The organism is Halalkalibacter sp. HAAS-P013, assembly GCF_056619925.1.
The window spans coordinates 518,959-544,314 of the sequence record NZ_JBWQTU010000001.1 but is presented as its reverse complement, the minus strand read 5'-3'; the positions used below and the strand labels follow the sequence as shown (position 1 = coordinate 544,314).

The 25,356-nt window shown below is 38.1% G+C and carries 24 protein-coding genes, 1 riboswitch and 1 other annotated feature; of the genes, 20 read left to right on the top strand and 4 right to left on the bottom strand.

Translation table 11 applies throughout. The features are described 5' to 3' along the window. Window positions 1-6 precede the first annotated feature (6 nt). Window positions 7-2,286 (bottom strand): 5-methyltetrahydropteroyltriglutamate--homocysteine S-methyltransferase, encoded by a 2,280-nt coding sequence (metE, locus tag AC1FXP_RS02855; protein WP_480058575.1) that lies wholly within the window; start codon window positions 2,284-2,286, stop codon window positions 7-9. Window positions 2,287-2,408: 122 nt separating this feature from the next. Then, window positions 2,409-2,595, bottom strand: a riboswitch (cobalamin riboswitch). A 239-nt stretch (window positions 2,596-2,834) separates the two neighbouring features. On the opposite strand from metE, the gene AC1FXP_RS02850 reads away from it, so the two are divergent. The 7 genes from AC1FXP_RS02850 (at window position 2,835) to AC1FXP_RS02820 (ending at window position 9,866) form a co-directional block, all read left to right on the top strand. Further along, window positions 2,835-3,422: a cob(I)yrinic acid a,c-diamide adenosyltransferase gene (locus AC1FXP_RS02850; protein ID WP_480058573.1), complete on the top strand. Its 588-nt coding sequence runs from the start codon at window positions 2,835-2,837 to the stop codon at window positions 3,420-3,422. A gap of 183 nt (window positions 3,423-3,605) precedes the next feature. Continuing rightward, window positions 3,606-4,517, top strand: coding sequence for a VanW family protein (locus AC1FXP_RS02845; RefSeq protein WP_480058572.1), 912 nt, complete (start codon window positions 3,606-3,608; stop codon window positions 4,515-4,517). Window positions 4,518-4,671: 154 nt separating this feature from the next. Continuing rightward, window positions 4,672-6,174, top strand: coding sequence for a spore germination protein (locus AC1FXP_RS02840; RefSeq protein ID WP_480058570.1), 1,503 nt, complete (start codon window positions 4,672-4,674; stop codon window positions 6,172-6,174). Window positions 6,175-6,188: 14 nt separating this feature from the next. After that, entirely contained in the window at window positions 6,189-7,301 is a 1,113-nt protein-coding gene (locus tag AC1FXP_RS02835; RefSeq protein WP_480058569.1) for a GerAB/ArcD/ProY family transporter, read from the top strand. Beyond that, the gene (locus AC1FXP_RS02830) at window positions 7,279-8,388 is read left to right on the top strand and encodes a Ger(x)C family spore germination protein (RefSeq protein ID WP_480058567.1); all 1,110 of its coding nucleotides are present in this window, start codon (window positions 7,279-7,281) and stop codon (window positions 8,386-8,388) included. Before AC1FXP_RS02835 ends, AC1FXP_RS02830 begins: the two co-directional genes overlap by 23 nt. An 88-nt stretch (window positions 8,389-8,476) precedes the next feature. Next, window positions 8,477-9,400, top strand: coding sequence for a peptidoglycan DD-metalloendopeptidase family protein (locus AC1FXP_RS02825; protein WP_480058565.1), 924 nt, complete (start codon window positions 8,477-8,479; stop codon window positions 9,398-9,400). Between the two features lie 64 nt (window positions 9,401-9,464). Then, on the top strand, window positions 9,465-9,866 hold the full coding sequence (locus AC1FXP_RS02820; RefSeq protein WP_480058563.1) for a hypothetical protein: 402 nt from the start codon (window positions 9,465-9,467) through the stop codon (window positions 9,864-9,866). A gap of 48 nt (window positions 9,867-9,914) precedes the next feature. Here the strand turns inward: AC1FXP_RS02820 and serA are convergent, their stop codons facing one another. Then, complete coding sequence (gene serA, locus AC1FXP_RS02815) at window positions 9,915-11,537, bottom strand: phosphoglycerate dehydrogenase (RefSeq protein WP_480058561.1); 1,623 nt, start codon at window positions 11,535-11,537, stop codon at window positions 9,915-9,917. A 75-nt stretch (window positions 11,538-11,612) separates the two neighbouring features. Continuing rightward, window positions 11,613-11,837: a binding site (T-box leader), on the bottom strand. Between the two features lie 185 nt (window positions 11,838-12,022). Between serA and AC1FXP_RS02810 the strand changes: the two genes are divergently transcribed. Next, window positions 12,023-13,075 (top strand): M14 family metallopeptidase, encoded by a 1,053-nt coding sequence (locus tag AC1FXP_RS02810; protein WP_480058559.1) that lies wholly within the window; start codon window positions 12,023-12,025, stop codon window positions 13,073-13,075. A 52-nt stretch (window positions 13,076-13,127) separates the two neighbouring features. Here the strand turns inward: AC1FXP_RS02810 and AC1FXP_RS02805 are convergent, their stop codons facing one another. Then, window positions 13,128-13,376 carry a ferredoxin gene (locus AC1FXP_RS02805; RefSeq protein ID WP_250094804.1) on the bottom strand — a complete coding sequence of 83 codons (249 nt, stop codon included), beginning with the start codon at window positions 13,374-13,376 and terminating at the stop codon, window positions 13,128-13,130. Between the two features lie 236 nt (window positions 13,377-13,612). On the opposite strand from AC1FXP_RS02805, the gene AC1FXP_RS02800 reads away from it, so the two are divergent. The 5 genes from AC1FXP_RS02800 (at window position 13,613) to AC1FXP_RS02780 (ending at window position 17,546) form a co-directional block, all read left to right on the top strand. Further along, window positions 13,613-14,674 carry a YpbB family protein gene (locus AC1FXP_RS02800; protein WP_480058558.1) on the top strand — a complete coding sequence of 354 codons (1,062 nt, stop codon included), beginning with the start codon at window positions 13,613-13,615 and terminating at the stop codon, window positions 14,672-14,674. Continuing rightward, a complete protein-coding gene (locus AC1FXP_RS02795; RefSeq protein ID WP_480058556.1) occupies window positions 14,664-16,187 on the top strand; it encodes a RecQ family ATP-dependent DNA helicase in 1,524 nt (507 codons plus the stop codon). Before AC1FXP_RS02800 ends, AC1FXP_RS02795 begins: the two co-directional genes overlap by 11 nt. After that, window positions 16,171-16,770, top strand: a complete 600-nt coding sequence (locus AC1FXP_RS02790) for a CPBP family intramembrane glutamic endopeptidase (protein ID WP_480058554.1) — start codon at window positions 16,171-16,173, stop codon at window positions 16,768-16,770. The genes AC1FXP_RS02795 and AC1FXP_RS02790 overlap by 17 nt, the downstream gene beginning before the upstream one ends. Beyond that, window positions 16,763-16,999: a hypothetical protein gene (locus tag AC1FXP_RS02785; RefSeq protein WP_480058552.1), complete on the top strand. Its 237-nt coding sequence runs from the start codon at window positions 16,763-16,765 to the stop codon at window positions 16,997-16,999. The genes AC1FXP_RS02790 and AC1FXP_RS02785 overlap by 8 nt, the downstream gene beginning before the upstream one ends. Before the next feature lie 88 nt (window positions 17,000-17,087). After that, the gene (locus tag AC1FXP_RS02780; protein ID WP_480058550.1) at window positions 17,088-17,546 is read left to right on the top strand and encodes a DUF2663 family protein; all 459 of its coding nucleotides are present in this window, start codon (window positions 17,088-17,090) and stop codon (window positions 17,544-17,546) included. 122 nt (window positions 17,547-17,668) lie between these two features. On the opposite strand, the gene AC1FXP_RS02775 is transcribed toward AC1FXP_RS02780, so the two are convergent. After that, window positions 17,669-17,899 (bottom strand): hypothetical protein, encoded by a 231-nt coding sequence (locus tag AC1FXP_RS02775; RefSeq protein WP_480058548.1) that lies wholly within the window; start codon window positions 17,897-17,899, stop codon window positions 17,669-17,671. Between the two features lie 556 nt (window positions 17,900-18,455). Here AC1FXP_RS02775 and AC1FXP_RS02770 point away from each other — a divergent pair. The 7 genes from AC1FXP_RS02770 (at window position 18,456) to AC1FXP_RS02740 (ending at window position 25,328) form a co-directional block, all read left to right on the top strand. Then, the gene (locus AC1FXP_RS02770) at window positions 18,456-19,661 is read left to right on the top strand and encodes a M20 family metallopeptidase (protein ID WP_480058546.1); all 1,206 of its coding nucleotides are present in this window, start codon (window positions 18,456-18,458) and stop codon (window positions 19,659-19,661) included. A gap of 157 nt (window positions 19,662-19,818) precedes the next feature. Continuing rightward, window positions 19,819-20,202 carry a hypothetical protein gene (locus AC1FXP_RS02765; protein WP_480058545.1) on the top strand — a complete coding sequence of 128 codons (384 nt, stop codon included), beginning with the start codon at window positions 19,819-19,821 and terminating at the stop codon, window positions 20,200-20,202. Then, window positions 20,202-21,008, top strand: coding sequence for a metallophosphoesterase (locus tag AC1FXP_RS02760; protein WP_480058543.1), 807 nt, complete (start codon window positions 20,202-20,204; stop codon window positions 21,006-21,008). The genes AC1FXP_RS02765 and AC1FXP_RS02760 overlap by 1 nt, the downstream gene beginning before the upstream one ends. A gap of 188 nt (window positions 21,009-21,196) precedes the next feature. Further along, window positions 21,197-22,099, top strand: coding sequence for a MerR family transcriptional regulator (locus AC1FXP_RS02755; RefSeq protein ID WP_480058541.1), 903 nt, complete (start codon window positions 21,197-21,199; stop codon window positions 22,097-22,099). 119 nt (window positions 22,100-22,218) lie between these two features. Beyond that, window positions 22,219-22,818, top strand: a complete 600-nt coding sequence (locus AC1FXP_RS02750) for a genetic competence negative regulator (protein WP_332630057.1) — start codon at window positions 22,219-22,221, stop codon at window positions 22,816-22,818. A gap of 166 nt (window positions 22,819-22,984) precedes the next feature. Beyond that, window positions 22,985-24,247: a Glu/Leu/Phe/Val family dehydrogenase gene (locus tag AC1FXP_RS02745; protein ID WP_480058539.1), complete on the top strand. Its 1,263-nt coding sequence runs from the start codon at window positions 22,985-22,987 to the stop codon at window positions 24,245-24,247. A 112-nt stretch (window positions 24,248-24,359) separates the two neighbouring features. Then, on the top strand, window positions 24,360-25,328 hold the full coding sequence (locus AC1FXP_RS02740) for a YpdA family putative bacillithiol disulfide reductase (protein ID WP_480058538.1): 969 nt from the start codon (window positions 24,360-24,362) through the stop codon (window positions 25,326-25,328). Window positions 25,329-25,356: the final 28 nt, after the last annotated feature.

Sequence of the window (25,356 nt, the reverse complement as noted above, 5' to 3'; positions counted from 1 at the left end):
CTCCTTTTATTGAGTGACTTGTTTGGTTAGCTGATTTCTTGCAGATTTCGCAGCCTTCACCATGATCTCTAAAGTGGCAACTGTTTCTTTTTCACCACGTGTTTTTAACCCGCAGTCTGGATTTACCCAAAAGAGTTCAGCTGGTAAAACCGACAGTGCTCGTTCAATAGTTGAAGTCATTTCTTCTTCACTTGGAACACGAGGACTGTGAATATCGTACACGCCGAGTCCAATACCTTTGTCATAAACATTTGTTTCAAATGCAGAGATTATTTCCGCATGACTTCTTGATGTTTCAATGGAGATAACATCGGCATCAAGTTCTTTTATAGCTTCGATAATTTCATTAAAATCGCTGTAACACATATGTGTATGAATTTGTGTCGTTTCCGCTACATCTGATGTGCTCATCCGAAATGCTACAACGGCCCAATTTAAATACGTATCATGTTTTTCTTTCTTTAATGGAAGACCTTCTCTTAGAGCGGGCTCATCAACTTGTATCATGGTAATTCCCGCATTTTCTAGTGATTGTACTTCTTTTAGTATAGCTTCTGCAATTTGATAGGCCACTTCTTGGTGTGGGATATCGTTACGAACAAAGGACCAATTTAAAATCGTTACTGGACCGGTCAACATTCCTTTAACTGGGCGATCAGTAAGAGACTGAGCATAAAGTGTTTCATTAAGCGTCATCGGTTTATCGAGTGATACGTTACCGAAGATGATTGGTGGTTTGACGCAGCGTGATCCATATGATTGCACCCAGCCATTTTTAGAAAAGGCAAATCCATTTAACTTCTCACCAAAAAATTCAACCATATCATTTCGTTCAAATTCTCCATGTACGAGTACATCAATATCTAACTCTTCTTGAATGCGAATCCATCTTTCAATCATGGACTTGATATTTGCCTCGTATGTATCATTTGATAGTTCGCCTTTTCGCCATTTAAATCGAGCTTTCCTGATCTCCTTAGTTTGAGGAAAGCTACCAATTGTTGTTGTTGGAAGAAGAGGTAAATTCCATTTTTGGTTTTGTAATTGATATCTCTCCTGAAATTTCTTCGTTCGTTTTGTAAGAAGCCCGACAGTTTCCTTTCTCACACGCCAATTTGATTGGTTTAGCTTTTCAAACGTCTGTTGGTGACGGTTCAATAACGATTGTGATGACTGAATTGGGTCGTTTGTTACATCTCTTAGTAACCGTAACTCATCAAGCTTTTCGTCGCCAAAAGCTAAGGCATCTTTAACAATAGGATCTAGCTCTGTTTCATGCTTCAAACAAACAGGAACGTGCAGCAAGCTAGAAGATGGTTGAAGGATTTGATTTTTAAACGGAACAAGCTTGTTTAGCCTAGCTAAAAATTGATGGCTTTCAAGCAGGTTGCTTCTCCAAATATTCCTTCCATCAATGATCCCTACCCCTAGAATCTTGTCTTCAGGATAGCCGAATCGCTCAATAGCATCAACGTTTTCATTGAAGCCATATACAAAATCGAGCCCAATTCCTTTAACAGGAATTTGTACTAATTTTTCATAGTGAGAAACGGACTCAAAATACGTTTGCAAAATGATATCCACATTTGGTACGTTTGTTGCAATTTCACGGTAAAGGCTAGAGAATATCTCCATTTCCTCGTTTGTTATATCCATTACAAGATATGGTTCATCCACTTGTACGAGTTTCGCTCCTGCATCAGCAAGTTCAGATAACAATTGTGTATATACTGGAACAAAGCTGTTTAAGATGCTAGCAAACTCTTCTTCTTTATAGCCCTTTGCTAGTTTTAAGAAAGTAAAAGGTCCAAGAATAACGGGTTTACCAATTATATTTAATTCTTTTTTCGCTTCTAAGAATGCCTGAAGCGGTTTGTTTTCAACTAATTCAGGTTCTTTATCTTCTATTTCTGGAACGATGTAATGATAGTTAGTGTCAAACCACTTCGTCATTTCGCATGCATGTGCCCTTTGGTTACCACGGGCCATGGCAAAGTAAGTGGATAAAGAAACCGGGCCAGACGTATGGGCATAACGTTTCGGCACTAATCCAAACATAGAAGCCGTATCAAGTACGTGATCATAGTAAGAGAAATCACCGACAGGAATGTAATCAATACCTTTGTTTATTTGCTTTTGAAGGTGATGCAGGCGGTACTTTTTCATTTGTGTCAAAAATGTTTCCTCATTGAGAGTAGAAGCCCAAAATGCTTCTAATGTTTTTTTCCATTCGCGGTTCTCGCCTATGCGAGGATAACCTAAATTGCTGCTTTTTACTGTTGTCATGAATAGCCTCCTAAATAGTTTTAAAAACGACAAAAATGGATACCTTTACCGAAAATAGGGTAACGATATCCATAGAAAATCAATGATATATTGTTAACACCTCCCTATCTCCCGTAGGTAAAGCAGTGTTGTTAAAATAGGCAGGTCTCCTGGCTCTAGAATCAACGTCATCATGGTCTTCCCAGCATTGGCCAGTGACAATTCATGATAACTCCTCTAATACAGTGGCGGGACCGCTCCGGATTTTCACCGGATTCCCTTTTAAACCTTGAATCAACATTCAAAGTACCTATTTTCAACATATGAAATTGTTTTAAACTTTAGCTTAATAGGTGGTTGATTGTCAACAGTTATTTTTTTTACATTTGAAAATCTAGCGTTTTAAGTGGAAACAAAAGAATAAAAACAATAAATCATGTATACTAAAATGAACGGAGAGTCTCAGGTAATACTAATATCTAGGGTAGAGTGTACATATTTTTTAACAAGCGATTTTATAATAGATATTATTGTATTGAGATAATAAATAAGATGAAGGAGGATGTTAGATGAAATTATATACACGTACAGGAGATGAGGGAAAGACGAGTGTCATAGGGGGAAGGCTTGATAAGGATGATACTCGAGTTATTGCATATGGAACTACAGACGAATTGAATTCATTTATCGGTCAGGCTCTGGCACAATTAGATGAAGATCAGTTTCCTGATATAAAAATGGAATTAATAAAAATTCAACATGAATTGTTTGATTGTGGTGGCGACTTAGCAATGATGAGAGCAACAAAAGAATACCCTTACAAAGCCAAACAAGAAATGATAGATTTCTTGGAAAAGCGTATTGACGCTTATATTGAAGAGGCTCCTGAATTAGAAAGATTTATTTTACCTGGTGGTGCAGATGCCGCGGCTACTCTTCACGTGTGTCGAACGGTTACAAGGAGAGCAGAACGTTATGTGACAAGGCTTCAACGTGGGTCAGAGGTGAACCCGATTGTGTTAAAATATTTAAACCGATTGTCTGATTATTTCTTTGCTATTGCCCGAGTCGTCAACGCTAGGCTTGGGGTCAAGGATGTAGAATATGAAAGAAGTGCAATTGTTTTTAAAGGAGGAAAACGAAAGAAAGAGCAGTAAAATGAAGCCATACTATTAGAGAGGCCACTGAAAAAGGTACGGTTTTCACTTTTTTAGTGTCTTCCTATTTTTTAGTATGGTTTGTTCTCGATTTATAACAAAAATTGTGTATTTGCCTGGAATGAATCATATTTCTTCTCATATATTGGTAAATGTGTTTGAACAATTAGAGGGGGATATGGGATGAAAAAAAGTTGGCTTGTTGTTCTTTTATTATTAGCTGGGTGTAGTAATGATGTTTCGGCTGAAGGACCTAAACCTGTTGCTGCTCATTCTACCTATTTTCAGTCAGAATTGAGCTTTAAACAACCTGTATATTGGAAACTTAATTTAATTGATGAATGGAATGACGAACAACATGATGTCGTTCTAAATGACTATGGGTATATGTCTAGTCATTCGCTTGATGAAGAAGCTTTACAACAATTAGCTAGAGAGTTAGCTATGCAAATAGACACGGCGATGGAAAATCCACGCATCCTTGCAAATGGGGAATTTACTCCTGGGAAGGAACGGGTGATTTTGTCTGAGCAGGAGCTTGTTGAACAATTACAAGAGTTAAAAGCAGGAACAAGAGATCTGGTGATGCCGATTTCTGTCACTGCACCTTCTGTTTCAGAAGAAGATCTAGTTGGAATTGATCAACGAACGATAGGTGAATTTAAAACGCATTTTAACCCAGCCATTTCAGGCAGGTCAAAAAACGTGAAATTATCGGCAGAGGCTATTTCAGGGATTGTATTAGGTCCAGGTGACTCGTTTTCATTTAACCAAACAGTTGGAGAGCGGACGAGAGAGCGTGGGTATCAAGAAGCGAAAGAAATTGTGAATAAAGAGTTTGTTATCGGTATTGGTGGTGGGATTTGTCAAACATCCTCTACATTGTTTAATGCTGTAGATAAAGCTGGTTTAGAAATGGTAGAGCGATACACACATTCACGAGAAATTGGTTATGTAGCACCAGGTAGAGACGCAACGGTTTCTTGGGGAGGACCAGATTTTAGGTTTACAAACCCTCATCCTTACCCTGTACTAATAAAATCAGAAGTCAGTTTAGAGCGAGGAGAGGTCCTTGTGTCTGTCCATACACATTGAGAATGTAAGCTTGCAGATGCTTATGTTCTTTTTTTTGTGGGAAGAGAAGATGAGCTTAATTGAGTTTGTTACTAGAATGTTACCTTGCAACCGCATAATTGCCTCGATTCCATTTCATACTAACAGCGACAATGTATAGGGGAATCCGGAAAGGGTGATAGAAGTGCTTGGAAGATGGCTGTTGAAACAAATTCAAGATAAACGAAAAGAAACACTTCAAGATGCGTTACAGTTGTTTCAACAATCAAGTGATTTTGTCATGCATGATTTATTGATCGCCTCCAAAGGGTTTCATATTGCCTATTTTCAAACACTAATTGATACGGATCGTCTCAATAAGGACATCCTTCCATTTATCACGGAGTCAGAAAGTCAAACATTAGAGGAAATAGTAAGGGACATTCCCATTCAAGCTAAGGAAATCACTAAATCACCAAATGATTTACGTAAGAAGGTTATGCAAGGTTTTATTGTCATTTTTGAAGGGGGAAATCCTTCAAAATGTGCAATAGTTGAAGTGGCGCTGGATTCCGGTAGGGAAGTAGCTCCCTCTGAAAATGAATTTACCGTAGCTGGTCCACAAGAGTCCTTTATTGAGTCAATAGATACAAATATTAATTTAATCCGGAAACGTTTGCCTTTACCACAATTAAAAGTAAAAGAAATGAAAATAGGGAAAATGACACAGACTCGTGTGTCACTGTTGTACATAGATGGAATCGTTGATAAAGAAAACTTAAAAACAATAGAACAAAGACTATCAGACATTGAATTTGACCAGGTTATCGATTCAAATAGTTTAGCCCAAATGATTAGTGATAATCAGATGTCTGTTTTTCCTCAATTAATCAACACAGAAAGGCCAGAGCGAGTAGCCGCTGCTATAGCGGAAGGGAAGGTTGCCTTTTTAGCTGATGGGTCACCAGAAGCTATCTTCGGCCCAACAACTTTGGTTGAGTTTTTCTCATCGTTAGAAGACTATTATATGGCTTGGCACATCTCATCAAGTGTTCGTTTATTGCGTTTCTTCGCTGTCGCCTTTTCCGTATTAGCAACACCCGTTTATGTAGCTGTACTCACATTTCACTATGAATTAATTCCTAGAGACTTACTTTCGACGATAATTGCATCTAGGAGTAACATCCCTTTTCCACCGATTCTTGAGGCAATTTTTCTTGAATTAACGATTGAGCTATTACGAGAAGCCGGGGCTAGATTGCCGACGAAGGTTGGTCAAACAATTGGGATCGTTGGAGGAATTGTTATTGGACAAGCGTCGGTCGAGGCTGGACTTACGAGCAATATTCTTCTTATTATTGTTGCTTTGGCGGCACTTGCTTCCTTTACAACGCCCGTTTATCAAATGGGTAATACGATTCGGTTGATTCGATTTCCATTTTTACTAGCAGCTACTCTTATAGGTGGAATAGGGATAGCATTTTGTGCATTAGTAACAATAGTTCACCTTCTTCAACTGAAATCATTAGGCAGACCTTATTTTGAACCAATCTACCCACCGCGATTTAAAGATTGGAAAGATGCATTTGTCAGGTTGCCTTTTAACTGGATGTCATCACGGCCAGTTTATTTAAGGGCTCAGGATAAAGGCAGGTTTAATTTTTCCAGAGCCAGAAAGAAACAGGATATTGATGAATAATTGGAGGTGAGCAGATGGACAAGCCGATCAAAGAGAAATATTTAGTTTCAGGGTTTTTAACATTATTTCTTATTAATGGCATGCAAGTAGGAATGGGGGTTTTAAGCTATCAGCGTACGATTGTCAAAACCGCTGGATATGATGCGTGGATTTCTGTTTTAATGGGAGGAATGGTTGTCCATCTGATTATTGCCTGTATGTATATATTATTAAAGCGGGCCAATGGTGATTTAGTAACGATCCATCAACAAGTATTTGGAAAATGGCTTGGCAATACCATTAGTTTTTTTGCTTGTTTATATTTTATTGTCTTAGCAACTACCGTTTTAAGAGGATATATTGAGATTGTTCAAGTATGGATGTTCCCTGACCTTCCTACTTGGGCCATGGCGATTGTAGCAGCTGCTTTTTTTTATTATGTTGTGGCTGGAGGATTTCGGACTGTAGTTGGTCTCACGTTTTTAGGTGTCATTATTCCAATTGTTTTAATCCCGATTCTGTTACTACCATTAGAATTTGCTAACTTTATTAATATGCTTCCTATTTGGAAGCACTCGATTGTCGAGCTTGCATTAGGTGCAAAAGATACAACCTTAAGTTTTCTTGGATTTGAATTGTTATTGCTTTATTATCCATTTCTTAAAAACAAAGAGCTCACCCAAAAATGGGCTCAAATTGGAGCTGCATTAACAACGATGTCCTATACGGTACTTATGGTTGTTAGCCTGGCATTTTATAGTGAAGAGCAGTTGAATCGGACGATTTGGGCAACCCTCACCCTATACAAGGTCGTTCAATTGCCGTTTCTAGAGCGATTTGAATATATTGGAATTTCATTGTGGATGTTTTTGATCGCGCCAAATATTGCTCTTGCTTTATGGGGAGCAAGTCGTTGTGCAAAACGAATTTTTCAAATGAATCAGAGAATAGCATTGGTTATATCTCTAGCTATAATGGTTATAATCGTACTATTAATGCCGACTAGGCAAGAAGTAAGTATAGTTGATGAGTGGGTTGGAGAGATTGGGTTTTATCTCGTCTTTGTCTATATACCCGTACTTGTTGTTTTACAAGCAATCGTGCTGAAGTTCAGGAGGGGCAGCCATGAACAAACGACTACTATGTAGCTTGATGTTACTTTTATTGTTTGTTTTGTCAGGGTGTTTAGAGACAAGAATTGTTGATGAAGTTTCGATGATTCGTGCAGCCGCTTTTGATTTTGATGAGGAAAAAGGATTAAAATTTACGGTTACGTTTCCGACGTTCCCAGAACAAGGCCAAGAACAAGAATTGCAACAAGGAATTATTTCTGCAACGGGAGAAACGGCAAAAGGAACGAGAATATCTTTAAACAAACAATCTCAAAAGCCAATAAGGTTTGGGCAACTAAGACTGTTACTTTTTAGTCAGGAGTTAGCTGAACAAGGAGTGGAAAATGCCGTTAGAGCCATGTATCGTGATCCTTCCGTTGGAAATCGCATATTATTGGCAGTTGTAGAAGGAAATGATGCTGGTGCTGTGATTGATTCTGATTTAGGAATTGGTGAGTTGGCAGGGGTTTATTTGCCAGATTTAATTGAACAAAATAAAGATACGAGTATTTTACCTCCAACTAATATGCATGAATTTCTATTTAGTCTTTATAATGATGGGCGTGATCCTTACTTGCCAATGCTAGAACAAACGGAAGATAAACGAGTGTTGGTAATTGGAACGGCGTTGTTTGATGGAGAAACGTATCATTCCCACATCGATCTAAATGATTCTTTTCTTTTAAAAGTGATGGTTGATACAACCAAACAGGCCGTTCAGCAATTTGAAGTAGAATATGAAGGGGAGAAAAGTTATGTAGTACTAGATAAACTACATAGCAATGTGAAAAGGAGACTAGATAAATCAGGAGATGTCCCTGTATTTAAGATCGACATTTCAATAAAAGGAGCCATAGAGGATTATGACGGAAAGATGAATTTAGATGAAGCTGATATTATAGCTGACATGGAACAGTCTATTGAAGAACAAATAGCCAATCGAGGTCAGGAATTATTAGTTCAATTTCAAGAAGGAGGTATAGATCCGGTTGGAATGGGAGAAAAATATCGGAGCACAACCAGAAACTGGGATTCAGAGGAATGGGAAACGACATTATATCCAAGTGCTCAGTTTAACGTTCATGTTGATGTAAAGATCATTCAATCTGGAGCCATTGAATAAAAAGATTATGGAATAATTTGAACCTGGCATCCATAGGATAACTATGTAAAACAACTGGAAAATGAATAGTGAATATGAGGAGGAAAGTATGGTTGATTTTATTAAGCGCATTTGTATTGCCCTGGCCTTAGCTACGTTTATTGGCCTGTTATTCATAAGTACATCGACATCCTTTGCACAAACGAAGGAAGAGGTGCCAGAAGAGCTATTTGAAGCGCTCATCTGGCCCACCGTTGGTGAAATAACCGATACATATGGGACAAGATGGGGGAACCACTTTGGAATTGATATTGCTGCTCCGGAAGGAACAGTTGTTGTAACGATCGCAGATGGTACGGTCAGTAGATCGTACTATTCTGATACATATGGCAATGTCGTATTTGTGGACCATGAAAATGGACTTGAAACGGTATATGCTCATCTACATAAAAGAATGGTAGAAGAGGGACAAGCTCTAACAGAAGGTGAGAAAATTGGTACTGTTGGTACGACAGGAAGATCATCAGGTAATCATCTGCATTTTGAAGTACATAAAGGAAAGTGGAATTTAGAAAAAACTGAGTCAATTGATCCGTTTCTAGTTCTATCAAAAGAGCCTGAGTATATGTTTGCATCGCTCGGAGATGACTCTCCGTATGGACAAGACTGGAAGCAGCGAGAAACTATTTCAGTTATGAGTCCAACACGGTTGGAAGACGATGTTGACAGTAAGGAATACATAGAAAATATAATTGAAGTTACTGTAACAAAAGGAGATACGTTATGGAGTCTTTCACAAAAGTTTGGTGTATCAGTAGAGGAGTTAAAAGAGTGGAATAATCTCGCAAATGACGTGATTACAGTTAATGAAGTACTCGTTGTGTTTCAAACCAATCAGATCCACATCATCCAATTAGGAGAAACGTTAACCTCTATTGCAAGCAGCTATGGAGTGACAACAGCCGATATTATGGAACAAAACGATTTACAATCGGATATGATCATTCCAGGGCAGACAATTGTGATAAATTGATTGGACGAGTGTGTGAAAATCTTGTCGAATGTGGTAAAATTAAGTCAAGTTATGAGTGATAGGAATGAATATTTTGATGGGATTGGAACAAGTAAGGGCAAATACGGAGTTATTCCAGTGGCTCAATAAACAGACTGATTTGAATAGCTATCAAGTGGACTTGGTTGATGGTTTTATTTTTATGCTAAAAAAAATTAATCAGCACGGGTCGATTCGAATGATTAATGAAAAAGAGCTTCATCCACGCTTTTGGCGTTCTCATGATCGCACGTTTGGGTATGGATTGATGAGTCAAAGGACAAAACAAAATGGTGCGCATTTGTATCAATTTTATGTTGATGTCGCTTTTGCTGAGCGACTCGTTTGTCGAACTCGCGATCGGTTAACAATAACAGAACTAGGGAAAGCTTATTTATTAAAAGATATAGAAGAGCAGTTGGACCTTTTGTTCACATGTATTTGGTAGTTAAAAAAAGCAGGAACGTGAGAAAGAATTGTCCCTGCTTTTTTTATATTAGCACTCAATAGTATCAGCAAAGTGGATGCCTTCAATTTGTTTAAGTTCCTGAATAACCTTATCGTCAACAAGTTTATCGACAGCGACCATCATAACCGCTTCTCCACCTTCTTCTTTCCGACCAACTTGCATTGTCGCAATATTCACTTGATGTTCTGCTAAAAGCTGACCCATACGACCGATAACCCCTGGTCTGTCATTATGTTGGATGTAGATTAAATGGCCACTAGGAGTAAAGTCAACATTGAACCCATTAATATTAACAATTCGCGGGCCGTATTCTTTGACATACGTCCCTTTTAATTCAAATATCCGGTCTTCTCCTCGTACAACAGCGTGGACAATGTTTGAATAACCATACGTATAATTGATTTGTTTTTCGCCAAAGCTAATGCCTCGTTCTTTTGCAATTAAACTCGCATTTACGTCATTTACTGCTGCATCAACACGTGGTTGCAAAAAGCCTGCCATAAGACTACGTGTTGTAATAGATGTTTCTAAACCTGTAACCGTTCCTCCATAATTTACATTAATTTCTTGTACAGGTGTACGCATCACTTGAGAAAGAATATTCCCCATTTTTTTCGTTAGCTCATAAAATGGCTTAACTTTCTCATAAACTTCCTTTGAAAGTGTAGGTAAGTTAATGGAATTGCTAGCAGGTTCGCCTTCAAGGAAGCGCAAGACCTCTTCAGAAACTTGAGCAGCTACATTAAGTTGAGCTTCCTTTGTTGAAGCTGCAATATGTGGTGTTCCGATCACATTTGGAAAAGCAAGGAGCTCTTTATCTGTTGCTGGTTCTTCTTCAAATACATCAAGAGCGGCTCCGGCAATGTGACCGTTAGCTAAGAAATGTTTCAATGCCTGTTCATCAATGATTCCACCACGTGCGCAGTTAATTAAAAATGTACCAGGTTTTGTTTTGGCGATATTTTCCATACCTAGTAAACCTTTAGTTTCCTTCGTTAGTGGTGTATGGACGGTAATAATATCTGACCCAGCAAGGACTTCATCAAGAGTTGCTGTCGTTACACCAAGTTTTTCAGCACGCGATTTCGTTAAAAATGGGTCAAAAACGAGCAAAGACATTTCAAACGCTTTTGCACGTTGAGCCAATTGCGTACCGATCCTTCCAAACCCTACAATGCCAAGTGTTTTTCCGCGTAGTTCATACCCTTGAAATGCTTTTCGATTCCATTCTCCTGCCTTTATAGAAGCAACGGCTTGAGGGATATTTCTAAGTAAAGACATCATCATCGCAAATGTATGTTCAGCTGTGGAAATGGTATTGCCATCAGGCGCATTTACGACGACTACGCCCCTTTTTGTTGCTGCGTCAAGATCAATGTTATCTACCCCTACACCTGCTCTTGCAACAATTTTTAGATTAGTCATCTTGGCTAATAGCTCATCTGTCACTGTTGTTGCACTTCGAACAAGTAGTGCATCAAACAGAGATAAATCATCAACCTCGTTTACGTTTTTTTCAACACATTCAACTTGATTGCTCTCTAGTAGAGGGAGCAATCCCTCTCTGCTCATGCTGTCTGAAACTAAAATTTGGTATTTCTCTTTTGTTTGATTTCCTGTAGGACGATCGACAACTACTTGATTCTTCATTCTCTTCACTCCTCATCTTTTCAACTTATGTTAGTGAAATACGACAAAAAACCTTCTGCCCACACGACGGCTGTCGTGAGGGGCGGAAGGTTTAAACCGCGGTGCCACCCTCATTCATGCGCAAATATAGCGCATCTTAAGGAGATATGTCTCCAAGATAACGGATTATCCGAATGTACCTACTTACATTTCAGTACATGAACTCCGAAGGGCTATCAAGAATGGACCAAACTAGTTCGCAGCAAACACTAGCTCTCTGAATTGGTTTATCATTCTTTCATTCTTCATCATCGTTTCGTATATGTTGAATTGTCAATAAAGATGAAATAGTACTAATTGTTTGATAATTTACCACAATGTCGTTGAGCTGTCAATCTAAAATGTAGAAGTAAATTATGAAATTTATGAATTGGAAACAAGATAAATTTATTTCATTTGTATGGTCCAAAGCATTCGTTCATATAAATGAATCGAGGAGGGGTAGCATGAAACATATCGTTCAAAAAGGAGAAACCGTTAAAAAAATAGCGTATTTGTATAACATTCGTCCATTCGATCTTTTGTTATTCAACCCACATATTTATGCCGAAAATAGTTATGTACATCCGGGAATGGAAATTCATATACCAGCTATTCAAGCTGAACAAAACATTATTACTGATTGGGACAGTCAAACAGAATTTTCTCAAAGTGATTTAGAAAAAAAACTTCCTGATTTAAAGAATTTGGGTATTCGAGTAGAAATTCTAGGTTACTCCGTCATGAAACAACCGATTTATGCTCTTTCAATAGGGAGTGGCAAGAAAGAGGTGTTTTATTCAGGGGGATGGCATGCAAACGAATGGCATACAAGTAAATTCTTAACTCGTTACATACATGAACTTGCGACCTTTCATAAAAAAGGTGAGCTTATGTATGGATATGATGTATCAAAGCTGCTACAAGACGTGACTCTTTATGTTGTACCATTAGTCAATCCAGATGGAGTTGATCTCGTCCTTCAAGGAATATATCCAGATCATCCATTGTCCAAAGAGGTGCAACACATAAATAAAGGGGCAAAGAGATTTGAACATTGGTCGAGTAATATTAGGGGGGTCGATTTAAATCATCAGTGGCCAGCTGGATGGGAAGAGGAAGCAGAAGGTTCACCACAAATTCCATGGGCGAGGCACTATAGTGGTAAGGGACCGTTAACTGAACCAGAAGCGCAAGCTATATACCGATTTACAATGGAACATTCATTTGCTTATGTTCTAGCTTTTCATTCTCAGGGGCAAGTGATTTATTGGGGATACCGTGGATTAGAGCCAAAAGAAAGTAAAGAGATGGTTCATCGATTATCATTAGTAAGTTCATATACACCTGTTCGTACAGCTGAAAGTGACGGTGGATATAAGGATTGGTTTATTCAGGAGACAGGGAGAGCGGGCTTTACAATTGAAGTCGGTGTTGGCACCAATCCTTTACCTGTAGAAACTTTTGCAGAGGTTTGGTCCAATAATTGCTTACTTGCACTAGAAGGACTTACTCTTTAAGACGTTGCAACCGGAAAAAAAGATAGCTCAATTTTGAGCTATCTTTCAATGCTTATTCAAACTTAAGCGCATCCCCATCAAACGACTCATCTGCTACTTTGATGGAATCAGTTGGACAACCTTCTTGTGCGTCAATCATATCTTCTTCTAATTCTTCAGGAATTACTGCTGTTCCTTGATTATCGTCAAGAATTACAAATGCAATTCCTTCATCATCATAATCATAAATATCTGGTGCTGCAGCGCCACAAGCTCCGCATGCGATACAGGTATCTTTATCAACGATTGTGTACTTTGCCATCTTCAAAACCCTCCATTTAAATCCTATTCCATTTATTACTAGTTTGACAAAACTATATGATTTCTACTGACCTATTGTAAAACGGATTGCCAAACTTTTCAACCAATTTTGTTTCATATTAGAGAGAAATTTAAACGTGTTCGTTTTATTTATTTACTCATTGTGTACTTTTCAGCCGCTTTGTTCACTGGAATTTGTTACAATAAAAATATAGTTTTTTAAGGTGGTGAACACGTTTGGAGACAATAAGGCAGGCGATCATTGCGTCTATCGTTCAAGCTATTGGATCTGAGAGAACGATCTATGGTATTTTTCATTTGCTTAAGGGAAAAAAATCAGCACAAACTATTCAAGATGGAGCTTTTTTTGGTGTGCTTACTTATTTTGGATTGTTTCCGACGTTAACTCGTGAAAAGATTGAAAGTGATATTTCCAGTCTCATTTCTTATGGTTATCTTGAAAAGGTCGAAAATGACCGAGTTCGTTTAACCGAAGCTGGTCATAGGAAAATACATAAATTTCAAACAGAACATCCATATATTAACGATTTACAAGGTTGGAACTATCACCGTTTCTCGGGACAAGTATGGTTACGATTATCATTATATGTTCAAGTAATTACAAATGTTACTTTCGGTCAACATCGTTTTTTTCCAGTTACTCATCAAGTTGACGTTCAAGATTGGGTGAAATTGCACCTTCCAAAAGAGCAATGGAAAAGAGAAGAATTAGCTCGTCAGTTACACATTGAGCTAGAGAGTTTTCTTGAAGATTGTTCCGAAGTACAAGCTTTGGTTATGGTTTTACAGCTTAGTGGCAGGCGAAAAGTTGGTATGACGAAACAGCAAATAGCGGAGGAGTTGAAAATAAGTATTGAAAAAGTTAATGTAATCCACTTATCTACGTTGCATCGTTTGATTAAGAAGGCTGAACGTGATGAACAATTTGTGCATTTACCTCTATTAATTCAAGGGTTACAGAGCTCGTTTGTGTTAACTGAATCGGCAAGAGAGACGTATGACTTGTTGGAGGAAGGGAAAACAATTGAGCAAATAAGTCACATACGAAAGTTAAAACGAAATACGATTGAAGATCACATTGTCGAGATTGCCATTCAAAACCCTGATTTTTCGATCCGGCCATACATTCCTGTGGAGGTGGAGGAATCGATTGTGAAAGTATCAAGAAATCTCCAAACGACTCGCTTGCGTGATCTAAAAGAAAAGATTCCATTTGAAGTAGATTATTTTGTTATTCGATTGGCGTTAGCTAGAAAGAAGGTGAAACATGGAGATTGAGAAATCATTACAACATTATTTTGGGTATACAAGTTTTCGAACAGGACAAAAGGAAGTAATTGAGGCGTTACTTTCTGGAGAGGATATTGTCGCAATGCTTCCCACAGGAACTGGTAAATCGATTTGTTACCAGCTTCCATCCTTACTTTCATCAGGAGTTACGTTAATTGTTTCCCCATTATTATCACTTATGGAAGATCAAGTACAACAGCTGCGCAGTGATGGGATTAAGTCTGTAGCTGCCATAAATAGCTTCTTGTCAAAAGAAGAGCGACATTATGTGTTTTCAACATTACATATGTACAAGATGATTTATGTATCTCCAGAAATGCTGCAAATTCCGTACGTTCAAAACCAATTATCCAAAATTCATATTTCATTTTTTGTTGTTGATGAGGCTCATTGTATTTCTCAATGGGGACATGATTTTCGGCCTGATTATTTGCGCTTAGGTCAAGTGAAAAAAGCTCTTGGAAATCCTCCATGTCTTGCAATTACGGCGACAGCAACAAATGAGGTTCAACTAGATATCAGCGTTAGACTTCACATGAACGACCCTCGCTTTTTAATTTATTCTGTCGACCGTCCATCGATTACGTACCAGGTTGAAACATGTGAAACAAATCAAAAAAAAATGGAACGGGTTGAGCAACTTGTGGAATATTTGCAAGGGCCAGGAATGATTTACTTTTCTAGCAGAATATGGGCTGAAAATGTAGCAGCAACATTAAAACGTAAAGGTTTTGGGAGGATTGCTCATTATCATGGTGGATTGTCAACTGAAGATAGACTTTTAATTCAACAGCAATTTATGAATGGCCAGCTTGATGTCATTTGCTGCACAAGTGCATTCGGTATGGGAATAAATAAAAAAGATATTCGCTACGTTCTACACTTTCATTACCCTGTTGATATGGAATCGTATGTACAAGAAATTGGTCGAGCTGCTAGAGATGGAAAGCCAAGTGTAGCGATTTTACTCTTTTGTGAGGAAGATCGTGGCTTAAATACGCTTATACTGGAGGGAGAGAGAGCAACGGATCAGCAGCTAAATGAGATGCTGAACCACGTGAAAAATGTACGAACATGGACAAAGGAACAAGAGAGAATGTTATTGGAAAGGCTTAATGGAAATGAAATCGCGTGGCGTATGGTTCGATATCAATTAGAGACAAGAGGAATCATACAAGGTGGCAAGGTACGACCGTTTTCTGTTGATTCCGTCCGTTCTCGCATACGTGAAGATGAAGAAGAGTGGTTGCAGAGTAAGAGAAAGAAGCTTGGAACATTTTTAAGGTGGATACGTACGACCACCTGTCGTAGAGAGGAGCTTCTGCTTTATTTTTCAGAACAAATAGAGAGCAGGCCAAAGAATTGCTGTGATAATTGCGGGGCAACCTTACCAATGTTTAAAAATGAAAAGGAAGATAAGGTAGAAATAATTGAATCGTGGAGAGTCTTATTAGGCGATTTATTTGGGAGTAGTGTAAAGGTGAATGAAAAAACAAAGTGATGTTGTAGCTGAATTAACTGATCGGGAACTTAAGTTGAATGTTTATGCCACTCAAGCGATTATGCTTATTCTAGCTGGGATTTTTGGTTGGTTTGTATTTGAAAACTGGCACGAATTTATTGGCTTGTTTCAAGTAAATATTGGGCTTATTATAGGGGTAGGCGGGGGAGTTGCCTTTTTCATCGTTTTACTAGATATTATTCTTGATCGTTTGTTACCGAAATCATGGCTGGATGATGGTGGAATTAATGAACGAGTTTTTCGGCATTTATCTCTCCTAGAATTAACAATTCTTTGCCTCGTTATAGCAGTAGCTGAAGAGTTATTATTCCGTGCTGTTTTGCAATCAGCTTTTGGTTTAGTTATCGCTAGTACCCTTTTTGCTTTAATACATTTTCGTTATTTGTATAAACCAGTCCTTTTTTTAAATGTTTGGTTAGTAAGCTTTTTATTAGGAGCGTTGTTTTACTGGACAGGTAACATAATGGTAACGATCTTTGCGCATTTTTTGATTGATTTTTTATTAGGGTTATTTATACGTTACCGATACCGTGTTAAGAAAGGGAGTGAAGGAAATGGCTGAAAATTGGAAAGAGAATGATCAGGCAGATCCATTACGTGAAAAAGTGGAATCATTTCAACTGAAATCCGAAAGGGAGGAGCCGCTCCCACCAAGAAGTGAAATACATCGAAGAAGGTCAAGAAAAAAGAAAAAAACAATGACGCTTTCTTTTCCTCTTATAAAGGTGTTATTAATTTTGTTTTTTATGCTAATTATTGCTGCAGCCACTTCTACGTACTGGCTCTTTTAGAGGAAAAGAATTCATTGCTTCGTTCGTTCTTTTTATTCTAAAACATGTCCATCTTTCATACTAATGGTATAGGGGAGGTGGGGGATGAATGAAGCTATTAAAGGAATGGAATGTTAGAAAGTATTATGGACCAGAAATTGTTAAAGTGATGTTAGAAGAGCTTGTTGCGAGGAAAGAAAAGCTTGAGAAGTTTGAGAAAGCGAAAATGTATTGGTCTTTATTTGCTATGGGGTGTGCAGCATTATTCCTTTTGTTCGGGTCTACAGCATTAAGTAGACAACAAATGTCGTTAAATACAAATATATTAAGCGCAATGGTAGGTCATCCTCTCATATTATTATTAATGCTCCTTCTTTCGGTTGGTTTCATTCAATTGCGTTTATTTGTAAAAAAGGCAAAAAAGGCAGAAAAAGAATTTGATGAATTACGTGAAGAGATCATTGATCGAAGTTCGGAACTTTGGGAAAAGGATTCAGATTGGAAATCGCGAGAAGCGCTTTATTCCTATATAAAAAAAGAACATGATATAAATCTTTATCATAAATAAGAAGGGGTTATCCGAAAGGTTTGTTTGGACCTTTTGGATAACCCTTAAATAATGAGCGGAACCCATTGAAATAAAGTTTGTGCTATTTAGACAGCCTCTTTCTCCTCATGTATGAAGGGCATTCACACTTTTGATTTTTTTAAAGCAGGTTTTCCAAAAAAAAGGTAGGTGGAACGACAAAAATCATGATCACGTATGAGGATCTTTTGGTCATCGAATCCTTTTATTGGACCAAAAGCTAGCGTTTTGCCTTGTTTAGAGCAGAAAACTTCAACAGGAATCCCTAAACGGTGATTTAATTCAAGGTCTTGGTTTGTTACGAGCGATTTGTTCGTTAGTTTTGTTAAAATCAAGCCTATCACTCCTTGGTGAGAGAAATTTTATCACACTATGAAAGCGTTTCCTTTTGGCTCTTTCCTTAAGTATAGAATAAGTTTCCTAAATTTTCAATTTATTTGTAGGTTTTTCTTACAATTAATTCAAACGATGAATGGACAACCTAATAATACTTCCTTAATGAGTTGTCAACCTTATTTTGTGAAAAAACGGAAATTTCTTCAATTTGTCACAATGTTGTTTCTAAAGGTTTTCTCATTTATGCTACTATTTATATAGTGTAAATGTGAAAAAGTAAATGAGTTACTTAAACAGGGGAGTGAAGCAAAAAATGACAGCAGTACAACTTGTTGCAATTCTTAGCATTGGTCTATTGGCTATGGCTTCGGCTGTTGCAATGGCAATTTATATGATGAAGGTATCCGAGCATTCTGAATAAGTTGGTCAAGGAAGAGAGACAATGAGTCTCTCTTTTTTTATGTTTTCAGTTAGTAATTTGGGAAAAGTGCTAACATTCTGGGTTTTCTTTTCGGGGTACGAAGAGTACAATAGAATGATAAGGAGGGGTGTTCGTTGATAGATAAGTTGTTTATTAGATTAGAAGAATTATACCCAGAAATGGTTGATTTACGACGAATGCTGCACGCAGAACCTGAGTTATCGTTTCAAGAGGAGAAAACACCTGAAATGATTGCCGACTACCTTGAACGTTTAGGTGTGGTTGTAAAAAGAAACGTTGGTGGTCGAGGGGTAATAGGCTACATACACGGAGGAAAGCCAGGAAAAACAGTTGCATTACGAGCAGATTTTGATGCATTGCCGATTCATGAGGAAACAGGATTACCATTTGCATCGAAACGCCCTGGTGTCATGCATGCATGTGGACATGATGGTCATACCGCTACTTTACTTGTGCTTGCAAAAGTATTAATGGAACAGCGTGAACAAATAGAAGGCACGATTGTTTTGATTCATCAATTTGCAGAGGAGCTCGCCCCGGGTGGAGCAATTGAAATGATTAAGGATGGTTGTTTAAACGGTGTGGATGCGATATTTGGTACCCACCTTTGGTCAACGATGCCGCTTGGACAAATTGGATATCGTCAAGGTCCTATAATGGCTGCTGCAGATCGATTCGATCTTGTTATCCGTGGTCGCGGAGGACATGGAGCTAGCCCTCATGAGACGGTTGATTCAATTGCCGTAGCCGCTAGCATTGTTAGTCAACTACAACACATCGTAAGTAGAAATATTGATCCTTTAAAATCAGCAGTTGTTAGCATCGGTTCGTTTCATGCAGGTGGAGCGTTCAATGTGATTGCTGATTCAGCGACAATTGTCGGTACAGTTCGAACGTTTGACGAAACGGTACAAGAACTTATCATTGAACGAATCGAACAAATAACGAAAGGAATTTGTCAGGCGATGGGGGCGGATTATACGTTAGACTACAAAAAAGGGTATCCTGCCGTTGTGAATGATGAACAAGAGACAAATCATTTTGTTCAAGTAGCAAACCATATAGAACAAGACCTTGTTGTTCATGAAATGGATCCTGTTATGGGTGGGGAGGATTTTGCATATTATCTTCAACATGTACCAGGCACGTTCTTTTTTACAGGAGCAGGAAATGAAGAAAATGGAATTATTTATCCTCATCACCATCCGAAATTTGATTTTGATGAGAGAGCGATGCTTATTGCTGCTAAATGTTTAGGGAAAGTAGCACTCGAATTTTTAAGTCATACTGAACAAGTAAAAGAAGAACAACCTTCCTAGACATAAAACATAAAAATACGTAAAAGGGGTTCATAGGATTTGATCTTATGTACCTTTTTTCATTTGCTAGAATTTGTCTACTATAGATGGTTCTTATCGTGAAACAAGTCGTCTCTTTAGAAACATTGTGCATATAGTGTAATAGGAGGTGGCTTTCATGCTGGCAATATGGATTTATAAGAGATTTTTGTTGCTTATTGCGGCATATGGTGGAGTGTTGGTAGCGTTAAGTTTGTTCCCAAGTGTGCCAAATCGGTCACTGTCATCATTTCTTGGAGAAGTGTTATTTTCTCCATTAAAATTATTATTTGCTGTGTTTCTTTTTATAGTAGGTTTTCTTGCATATTCATTATTTGTCAGAGATGTCATCATCATATGGAAGACAAGTTATTCCGTTCCCTTCCACATTCCCCGAATGTTCTTTGTGGTTGCTGCTTGTTTATCTTGGATTCATTTATTATTTTATAATGGCATTGCAGCCTTTATCGTCTTAGGTTTGGCTTTGTGGTATGGTATTATGGATGTTGGATTAATTAGATAATGAAAAAGAGAAATGAAGGTGTTTCGTTCTTGGAAATGAGAGGATTCACGTTGTTATTTGTTGCAGGGGGAGCACTACTCATCCTATTCCTTTATATGGCATTCGAAGCAAAGAGAAATCGAATTAGAAAGAAAATCATTGCTTTTAGGTCACTTCCAAAGGCATTTGATGGTTATCGGCTCTTTTTTATTAGTGATATACATAGAAGAGTCATTCCGCAATCTCTACTGCAAAAAATAGCAAAAGAAACGGATATCATTATTATTGGTGGAGACTTGTGTGAAAAAAGAGTCCCGCTAGCACGAATAGAAACGAATTTAAAACATTTATCAAAGATTGCACCGTGTTTATTTATTTGGGGAAATAATGATGAAGAAGTCGGTGTTCATAACTTACGCAGGATGTTTAAGACACATGGTATTATCGAGTTAAGTGATAGTATGGAGTCTATTCAAAAGGGTGATGATGAACTAATTATTGCTAGTGTCAATGATGTTGAACATGATTTACCAATTGAGCACTATTTCATTCCTAAGAAGAAATTTTCGATTTTGGTTTGTCATTTTCCTGAAGTAACAGAGATTCTTAAACCAGATCATCCGTTTTCGTTAATATTAAGTGGCCATACCCATGGTGGTCAGATTAGAATTTTTGGGTGGGGGATAGCTAAAAAAGGTCAATGGATTGAGACCGCTTCTTTCAAACAGCTAATTAGTAATGGTTATGGGACCACAGGGCTGCCGTTAAGGCTAGGGGCACCTTGTGAAACTCATTTGATTACGTTAATGAGAGAAGAAGTTAGGTGAATTATGAGCTAATTGAGATTTTTAGATAATTTAAGCATAAAGGATGTACAAATTGGGAGGATTTTCCTAGGTGCATCCTCCTTTTGTTTTACACTTAAGTTTGTTTTCGCTATACTAAATGGATAATTAGGACGAATATGGTGTTCATTGAAGAATGGAATGTGTTTGTGGATCTAGGAGGAAAGAATATGGCTTCAAAAGAAGGGAAGTATAACATCAAGGCGATCTCAAAAATGCTTGGAATCCAAGCGGGAACCTTACGTGCTTGGGAACGTCGCTATCACATAATTGAGCCTGTTCGAAATACAGCGGGGCATAGACTCTATTCAGATGAACATGTCGCTATTTTAAAATGGCTAATTGACAAGGTCAACAAAGGTTTTACGATTGGACAAGCTGTTGACCTTTTTGAAAAAAGCTATGCTACGGTGGAGCCTGCTGAAACGATGTATGAGAATGACTATTCAATTCGGCTTGCTGATGAAATTTTAGGAGCCCTATTATCTTTTCAGGAGAACAAGGCGAATCAACTGTTGAATCAGGCATTTAGTATGTTTAGTATCGATAAAGTAACAATTGATATACTCGGTGCATTACTTGTTAAAGTAGGGAGCATGTGGGAAAGCAATGAAATTACTGTAGCACATGAGCATTTTGTGACTTCCTTTTTACGTACAAGAATTGGGATGGTCTTTCATGGGATGCCGATAGATGCGTTTAAACCCAACGTCGTTTGTGTATGTGGGCCAAATGAGAACCACGAGTTAGGGTTACTTATTTTCACGTTGTTTTTAAGACGGAAAGGTTTTGAAGTAGTATATCTAGGTGCAGGGATTCCAGAATCAGATCTTGAAGTAGTCATTCGTGAGGTAGAAGCTGATTTATTTTTCACATCGTGTACAATGGTGCAAAACCTTGATTCCACATTAAAAGTTATTGATGAATTGCAAGCACGTTTTCCTCATTTAATTATCGGAGCAGGTGGTTCTGGCTTTGATAGTCTTGGAGTTGATCAAAAGTCTACATATGAAAATAATATCATAGGGAAAACGCGAGAGGACTGGGAAATTTGGTTGAAAAATAACTTGTAAAATCGTAAATAATGGTCATGTGTATCGAACCTTCTTTTCTGTTTTCTCATATTGTGTAGTAAGACGATTTTGACGAAACGAGCAATGGGAATAGGTGTTCGTAAAAAGGAGGGTTTCAAATGCGTCTTGAGCGTTTAAATACAAACAAATTCAAAGCATTCCTAACCTTTGATGATATGCGTGAACGAGGATTAACGAAAGAAGACTTATGGCAAGACTTGCCGAAAGTTCATGATTTATTTCGTGATATGATTCTAGAGGCAGATGATGAACTTGGTTTTAAAGTAGATGGACCTATTGCGGTAGAAGTCTACGCAATGCCCGCGCAAGGAATGGTCATTATCGTTTCGAAAAGTACATCAGATGAAGATTTTGATGAAGAGGGATTTGAAGAAGGATATATTGAAATGCAAGTGACCCTTGATGAAACTGAAGATATCTTCTATGAATTTGCTGATATCGAAGATGTAATTGCTCTATCTTCTAGGCTTTTCCCGTTCGGAATTCAAGGTGGATCACTTTATTCATATAAAGACCAATATTTCATCAAATTTGAAGAGTTTGATGTCGATTTTGTCGATGAGGAAACATTTGTTGCGTTGCTTGCTGAGTTCGGAAACCCATCAACCGTTTCTTCTTATGTCGTTGAGGAGTATGGAAAACGACTCATTAAATACGATTCTATACGAGAGCTTTATGGAACATTCATTAATAAATAAGAACTGATAATTTTGTTGTCAGTTCTTTTTTTGTGAATAGGGAAGAGTAGCAAGTTTTTTTGAAATCTTTAAAGAAAAGTTATATTTAAGCTGGAAAAGTTAGGGCTGTTTCATTATAGTAAGAAGTGATAAAAAGCTTTAATCCCATTATTGAGGTGAAAAAGGAATGGCAGAAAATAAACAGCAAGCAGAACAATTAGACGTGCTTGCAGCGACACAAAGTGTCATTAAAAAGGCGTTGGACAAGCTTGGTTATCCAGAAGAAATGTATGAATTGATGAAAGAACCGATTCGTATGTTAACCGTTCGAATTCCTGTTAAAATGGATGACGGTTCGACTAAAATTTTCACTGGGTATAGAGCTCAGCATAATGATTCAGTTGGTCCAACAAAAGGTGGTGTCAGATTTCACCCAAGTGTAACAGAAAAAGAGGTGAAAGCTCTTTCTATTTGGATGAGTTTAAAAGCCGGCATCGTCGACCTTCCTTATGGTGGCGGGAAGGGAGGAATTATTTGTGACCCACGAGAAATGTCTTTCCGTGAACTTGAGCGTGTCAGTCGTGGGTATGTTCGTGCGATTAGTCAAATCGTAGGTCCTACAAAGGATATTCCTGCACCTGATGTTTTTACAAATTCTCAAATTATGGCTTGGATGCTCGATGAATATAGTCGCATTCGTGAATTTGATTCTCCTGGGTTTATAACAGGGAAGCCTCTTGTTCTTGGAGGTTCCCATGGCAGGGAATCGGCAACGGCTAAAGGAGTGACAATTTGCATTCGTGAAGCGGCTAAGAAAAAAGGAATTGATTTAGACGGAGCTCGCGTTGTTATACAAGGTTTCGGAAATGCAGGGAGCTTCTTAGCGAAGTTTATGCATGATGCAGGTGCATTAGTTGTTGGAATCTCGGATGCTTATGGTGGTCTATATGATCCTGACGGCTTAGATATTGATTACCTATTAGATCGTCGTGATAGTTTTGGTACGGTTACAAAGCTTTTTAGAGATACGATCTCCAATCAAGAATTGCTTGAATTAGATTGTGATATATTGGTGCCAGCGGCAATCGAAAATCAAATAACGGAAGCAAATGCGGACCGAATTAAAGCATCGATTGTCGTAGAAGCTGCCAATGGACCGACAACAATGGAAGCAACACGTATTTTAACCGAGCGTGATGTTCTTCTCGTGCCAGATGTTCTAGCAAGCGCCGGTGGAGTAACGGTTTCGTATTTTGAATGGGTGCAAAATAATCAAGGATACTATTGGACGGAAGATGAAGTAGAAGGAAAGCTGGAAGCTGTTATGGTTGGTTCCTTTGATAATATATATAGCTTAGCTAGAATTCGGAAAGTAGATATGCGTCTAGCGGCTTACATGATCGGAGTACGGAAGATGGCTGAAGCATCAAGGTTCCGTGGCTGGGTGTAATTAAATAAAGGATAAAAGGGAGACTCGGAAAGATCAAATGTGCCTACATATTAGAAATTTGGGACAATTTTGTGAGTTTCCCTATTTGATTTATGAAGAGAAGGTGAACATTATGATAAGGGAAGAGGTCGTTATAGTAGGTGGTGGGCCTTGTGGGCTTGCAGCAGCTATTGCTTGTATGGAGCAAGGACTCAGGCCACTTGTGATTGAGAAGGATAATGTCGTTAGTGCCATTCATCGTTATCCAACTCACCAAACATTTTTTAGTACGAGTGAAAAGTTGGAAATAGGTGGTGTGCCATTTGTAATTGAAGAACGAAAACCTAGACGAAACCAAGCACTTGTCTATTACAGAGAGGTGGTTAAGAGAAAAAATATACGGGTTAGAGCATATGAACAAGTTGAAACTGTTCAAAAGCAAAAAGAAGGTCATTTTTACATAAGAACATCAAAGGAAGAATACGTAGCCGATCACGTAATTATTGCTACAGGTTATTATGATTCTCCAAATATGATGAACATACCAGGGGAAGATCAGAGCCACGTATTTCATTATTTCAAGGAAGCTCATCCTTATTTTGATATGGACGTTGTTATAATCGGAGGTAAGAATTCAGCTGTAGATGCAGCATTGGAGCTAGAAAAGGCAGGGGCTCGAGTAACGAATTTGTACCGCGGCAGTGAATATTCTACTAGTGTTAAGCCTTGGATCCTGCCAGAATTTGACTCTCTTGTTCGTCATGAAAAAATAAACATGGTGTTTAATGCAGAGGTCGTAGAAATTACATATAATGAAGTTGTCTACCAAGTAGGAGAAAAGATAGAAAGGGTGCCTGCCCAATTTGTCTTTGCGATGACTGGTTATCATCCAGACCATTCTTTTTTAAGAGAAATGGGGGTTCTTGTTGACCCGGCGAGTGGACGACCATATTTTGATCCTGATTCAATGGAAACAAATGTAGAAGGATTATATATTGCAGGTGTCATCGCGGCTGGAAATAATGCGAATGAAATCTTCATTGAAAATGGACGTTTTCACGGGGGACAGATCGCTAACTCTATTCAAAGTAAGAAAAAATAAAAAATAGGCAGTCACAAAGGTGAGTTCT

What these genes read in the sequence shown, in the direction of transcription:
- AC1FXP_RS02850 (WP_480058573.1), top strand. Translation starts at nt 2,835, where the DNA reads ATGAAATTATATACACGTACAGGAGATGAGGGAAAGACGAGTGTCATA.
- AC1FXP_RS02750 (WP_332630057.1), top strand. Translation starts at nt 22,219, where the DNA reads ATGCGTCTTGAGCGTTTAAATACAAACAAATTCAAAGCATTCCTAACC.
- AC1FXP_RS02810 (WP_480058559.1), top strand. Translation starts at nt 12,023, where the DNA reads ATGAAACATATCGTTCAAAAAGGAGAAACCGTTAAAAAAATAGCGTAT.
- AC1FXP_RS02790 (WP_480058554.1), top strand. Translation starts at nt 16,171, where the DNA reads ATGAAAAAACAAAGTGATGTTGTAGCTGAATTAACTGATCGGGAACTT.
- AC1FXP_RS02835 (WP_480058569.1), top strand. Translation starts at nt 6,189, where the DNA reads ATGGACAAGCCGATCAAAGAGAAATATTTAGTTTCAGGGTTTTTAACA.
- AC1FXP_RS02755 (WP_480058541.1), top strand. Translation starts at nt 21,197, where the DNA reads ATGGCTTCAAAAGAAGGGAAGTATAACATCAAGGCGATCTCAAAAATG.
- serA (WP_480058561.1), bottom strand. Translation starts at nt 11,537, where the DNA reads ATGAAGAATCAAGTAGTTGTCGATCGTCCTACAGGAAATCAAACAAAA.
- AC1FXP_RS02795 (WP_480058556.1), top strand. Translation starts at nt 14,664, where the DNA reads ATGGAGATTGAGAAATCATTACAACATTATTTTGGGTATACAAGTTTT.
- AC1FXP_RS02740 (WP_480058538.1), top strand. Translation starts at nt 24,360, where the DNA reads ATGATAAGGGAAGAGGTCGTTATAGTAGGTGGTGGGCCTTGTGGGCTT.
- metE (WP_480058575.1), bottom strand. Translation starts at nt 2,286, where the DNA reads ATGACAACAGTAAAAAGCAGCAATTTAGGTTATCCTCGCATAGGCGAG.
- AC1FXP_RS02760 (WP_480058543.1), top strand. Translation starts at nt 20,202, where the DNA reads ATGAAAAAGAGAAATGAAGGTGTTTCGTTCTTGGAAATGAGAGGATTC.
- AC1FXP_RS02845 (WP_480058572.1), top strand. Translation starts at nt 3,606, where the DNA reads ATGAAAAAAAGTTGGCTTGTTGTTCTTTTATTATTAGCTGGGTGTAGT.
- AC1FXP_RS02805 (WP_250094804.1), bottom strand. Translation starts at nt 13,376, where the DNA reads ATGGCAAAGTACACAATCGTTGATAAAGATACCTGTATCGCATGCGGA.
- AC1FXP_RS02765 (WP_480058545.1), top strand. Translation starts at nt 19,819, where the DNA reads ATGCTGGCAATATGGATTTATAAGAGATTTTTGTTGCTTATTGCGGCA.
- AC1FXP_RS02820 (WP_480058563.1), top strand. Translation starts at nt 9,465, where the DNA reads ATGAATATTTTGATGGGATTGGAACAAGTAAGGGCAAATACGGAGTTA.
- AC1FXP_RS02745 (WP_480058539.1), top strand. Translation starts at nt 22,985, where the DNA reads ATGGCAGAAAATAAACAGCAAGCAGAACAATTAGACGTGCTTGCAGCG.
- AC1FXP_RS02825 (WP_480058565.1), top strand. Translation starts at nt 8,477, where the DNA reads ATGGTTGATTTTATTAAGCGCATTTGTATTGCCCTGGCCTTAGCTACG.
- AC1FXP_RS02780 (WP_480058550.1), top strand. Translation starts at nt 17,088, where the DNA reads ATGAAGCTATTAAAGGAATGGAATGTTAGAAAGTATTATGGACCAGAA.
- AC1FXP_RS02785 (WP_480058552.1), top strand. Translation starts at nt 16,763, where the DNA reads ATGGCTGAAAATTGGAAAGAGAATGATCAGGCAGATCCATTACGTGAA.
- AC1FXP_RS02830 (WP_480058567.1), top strand. Translation starts at nt 7,279, where the DNA reads ATGAACAAACGACTACTATGTAGCTTGATGTTACTTTTATTGTTTGTT.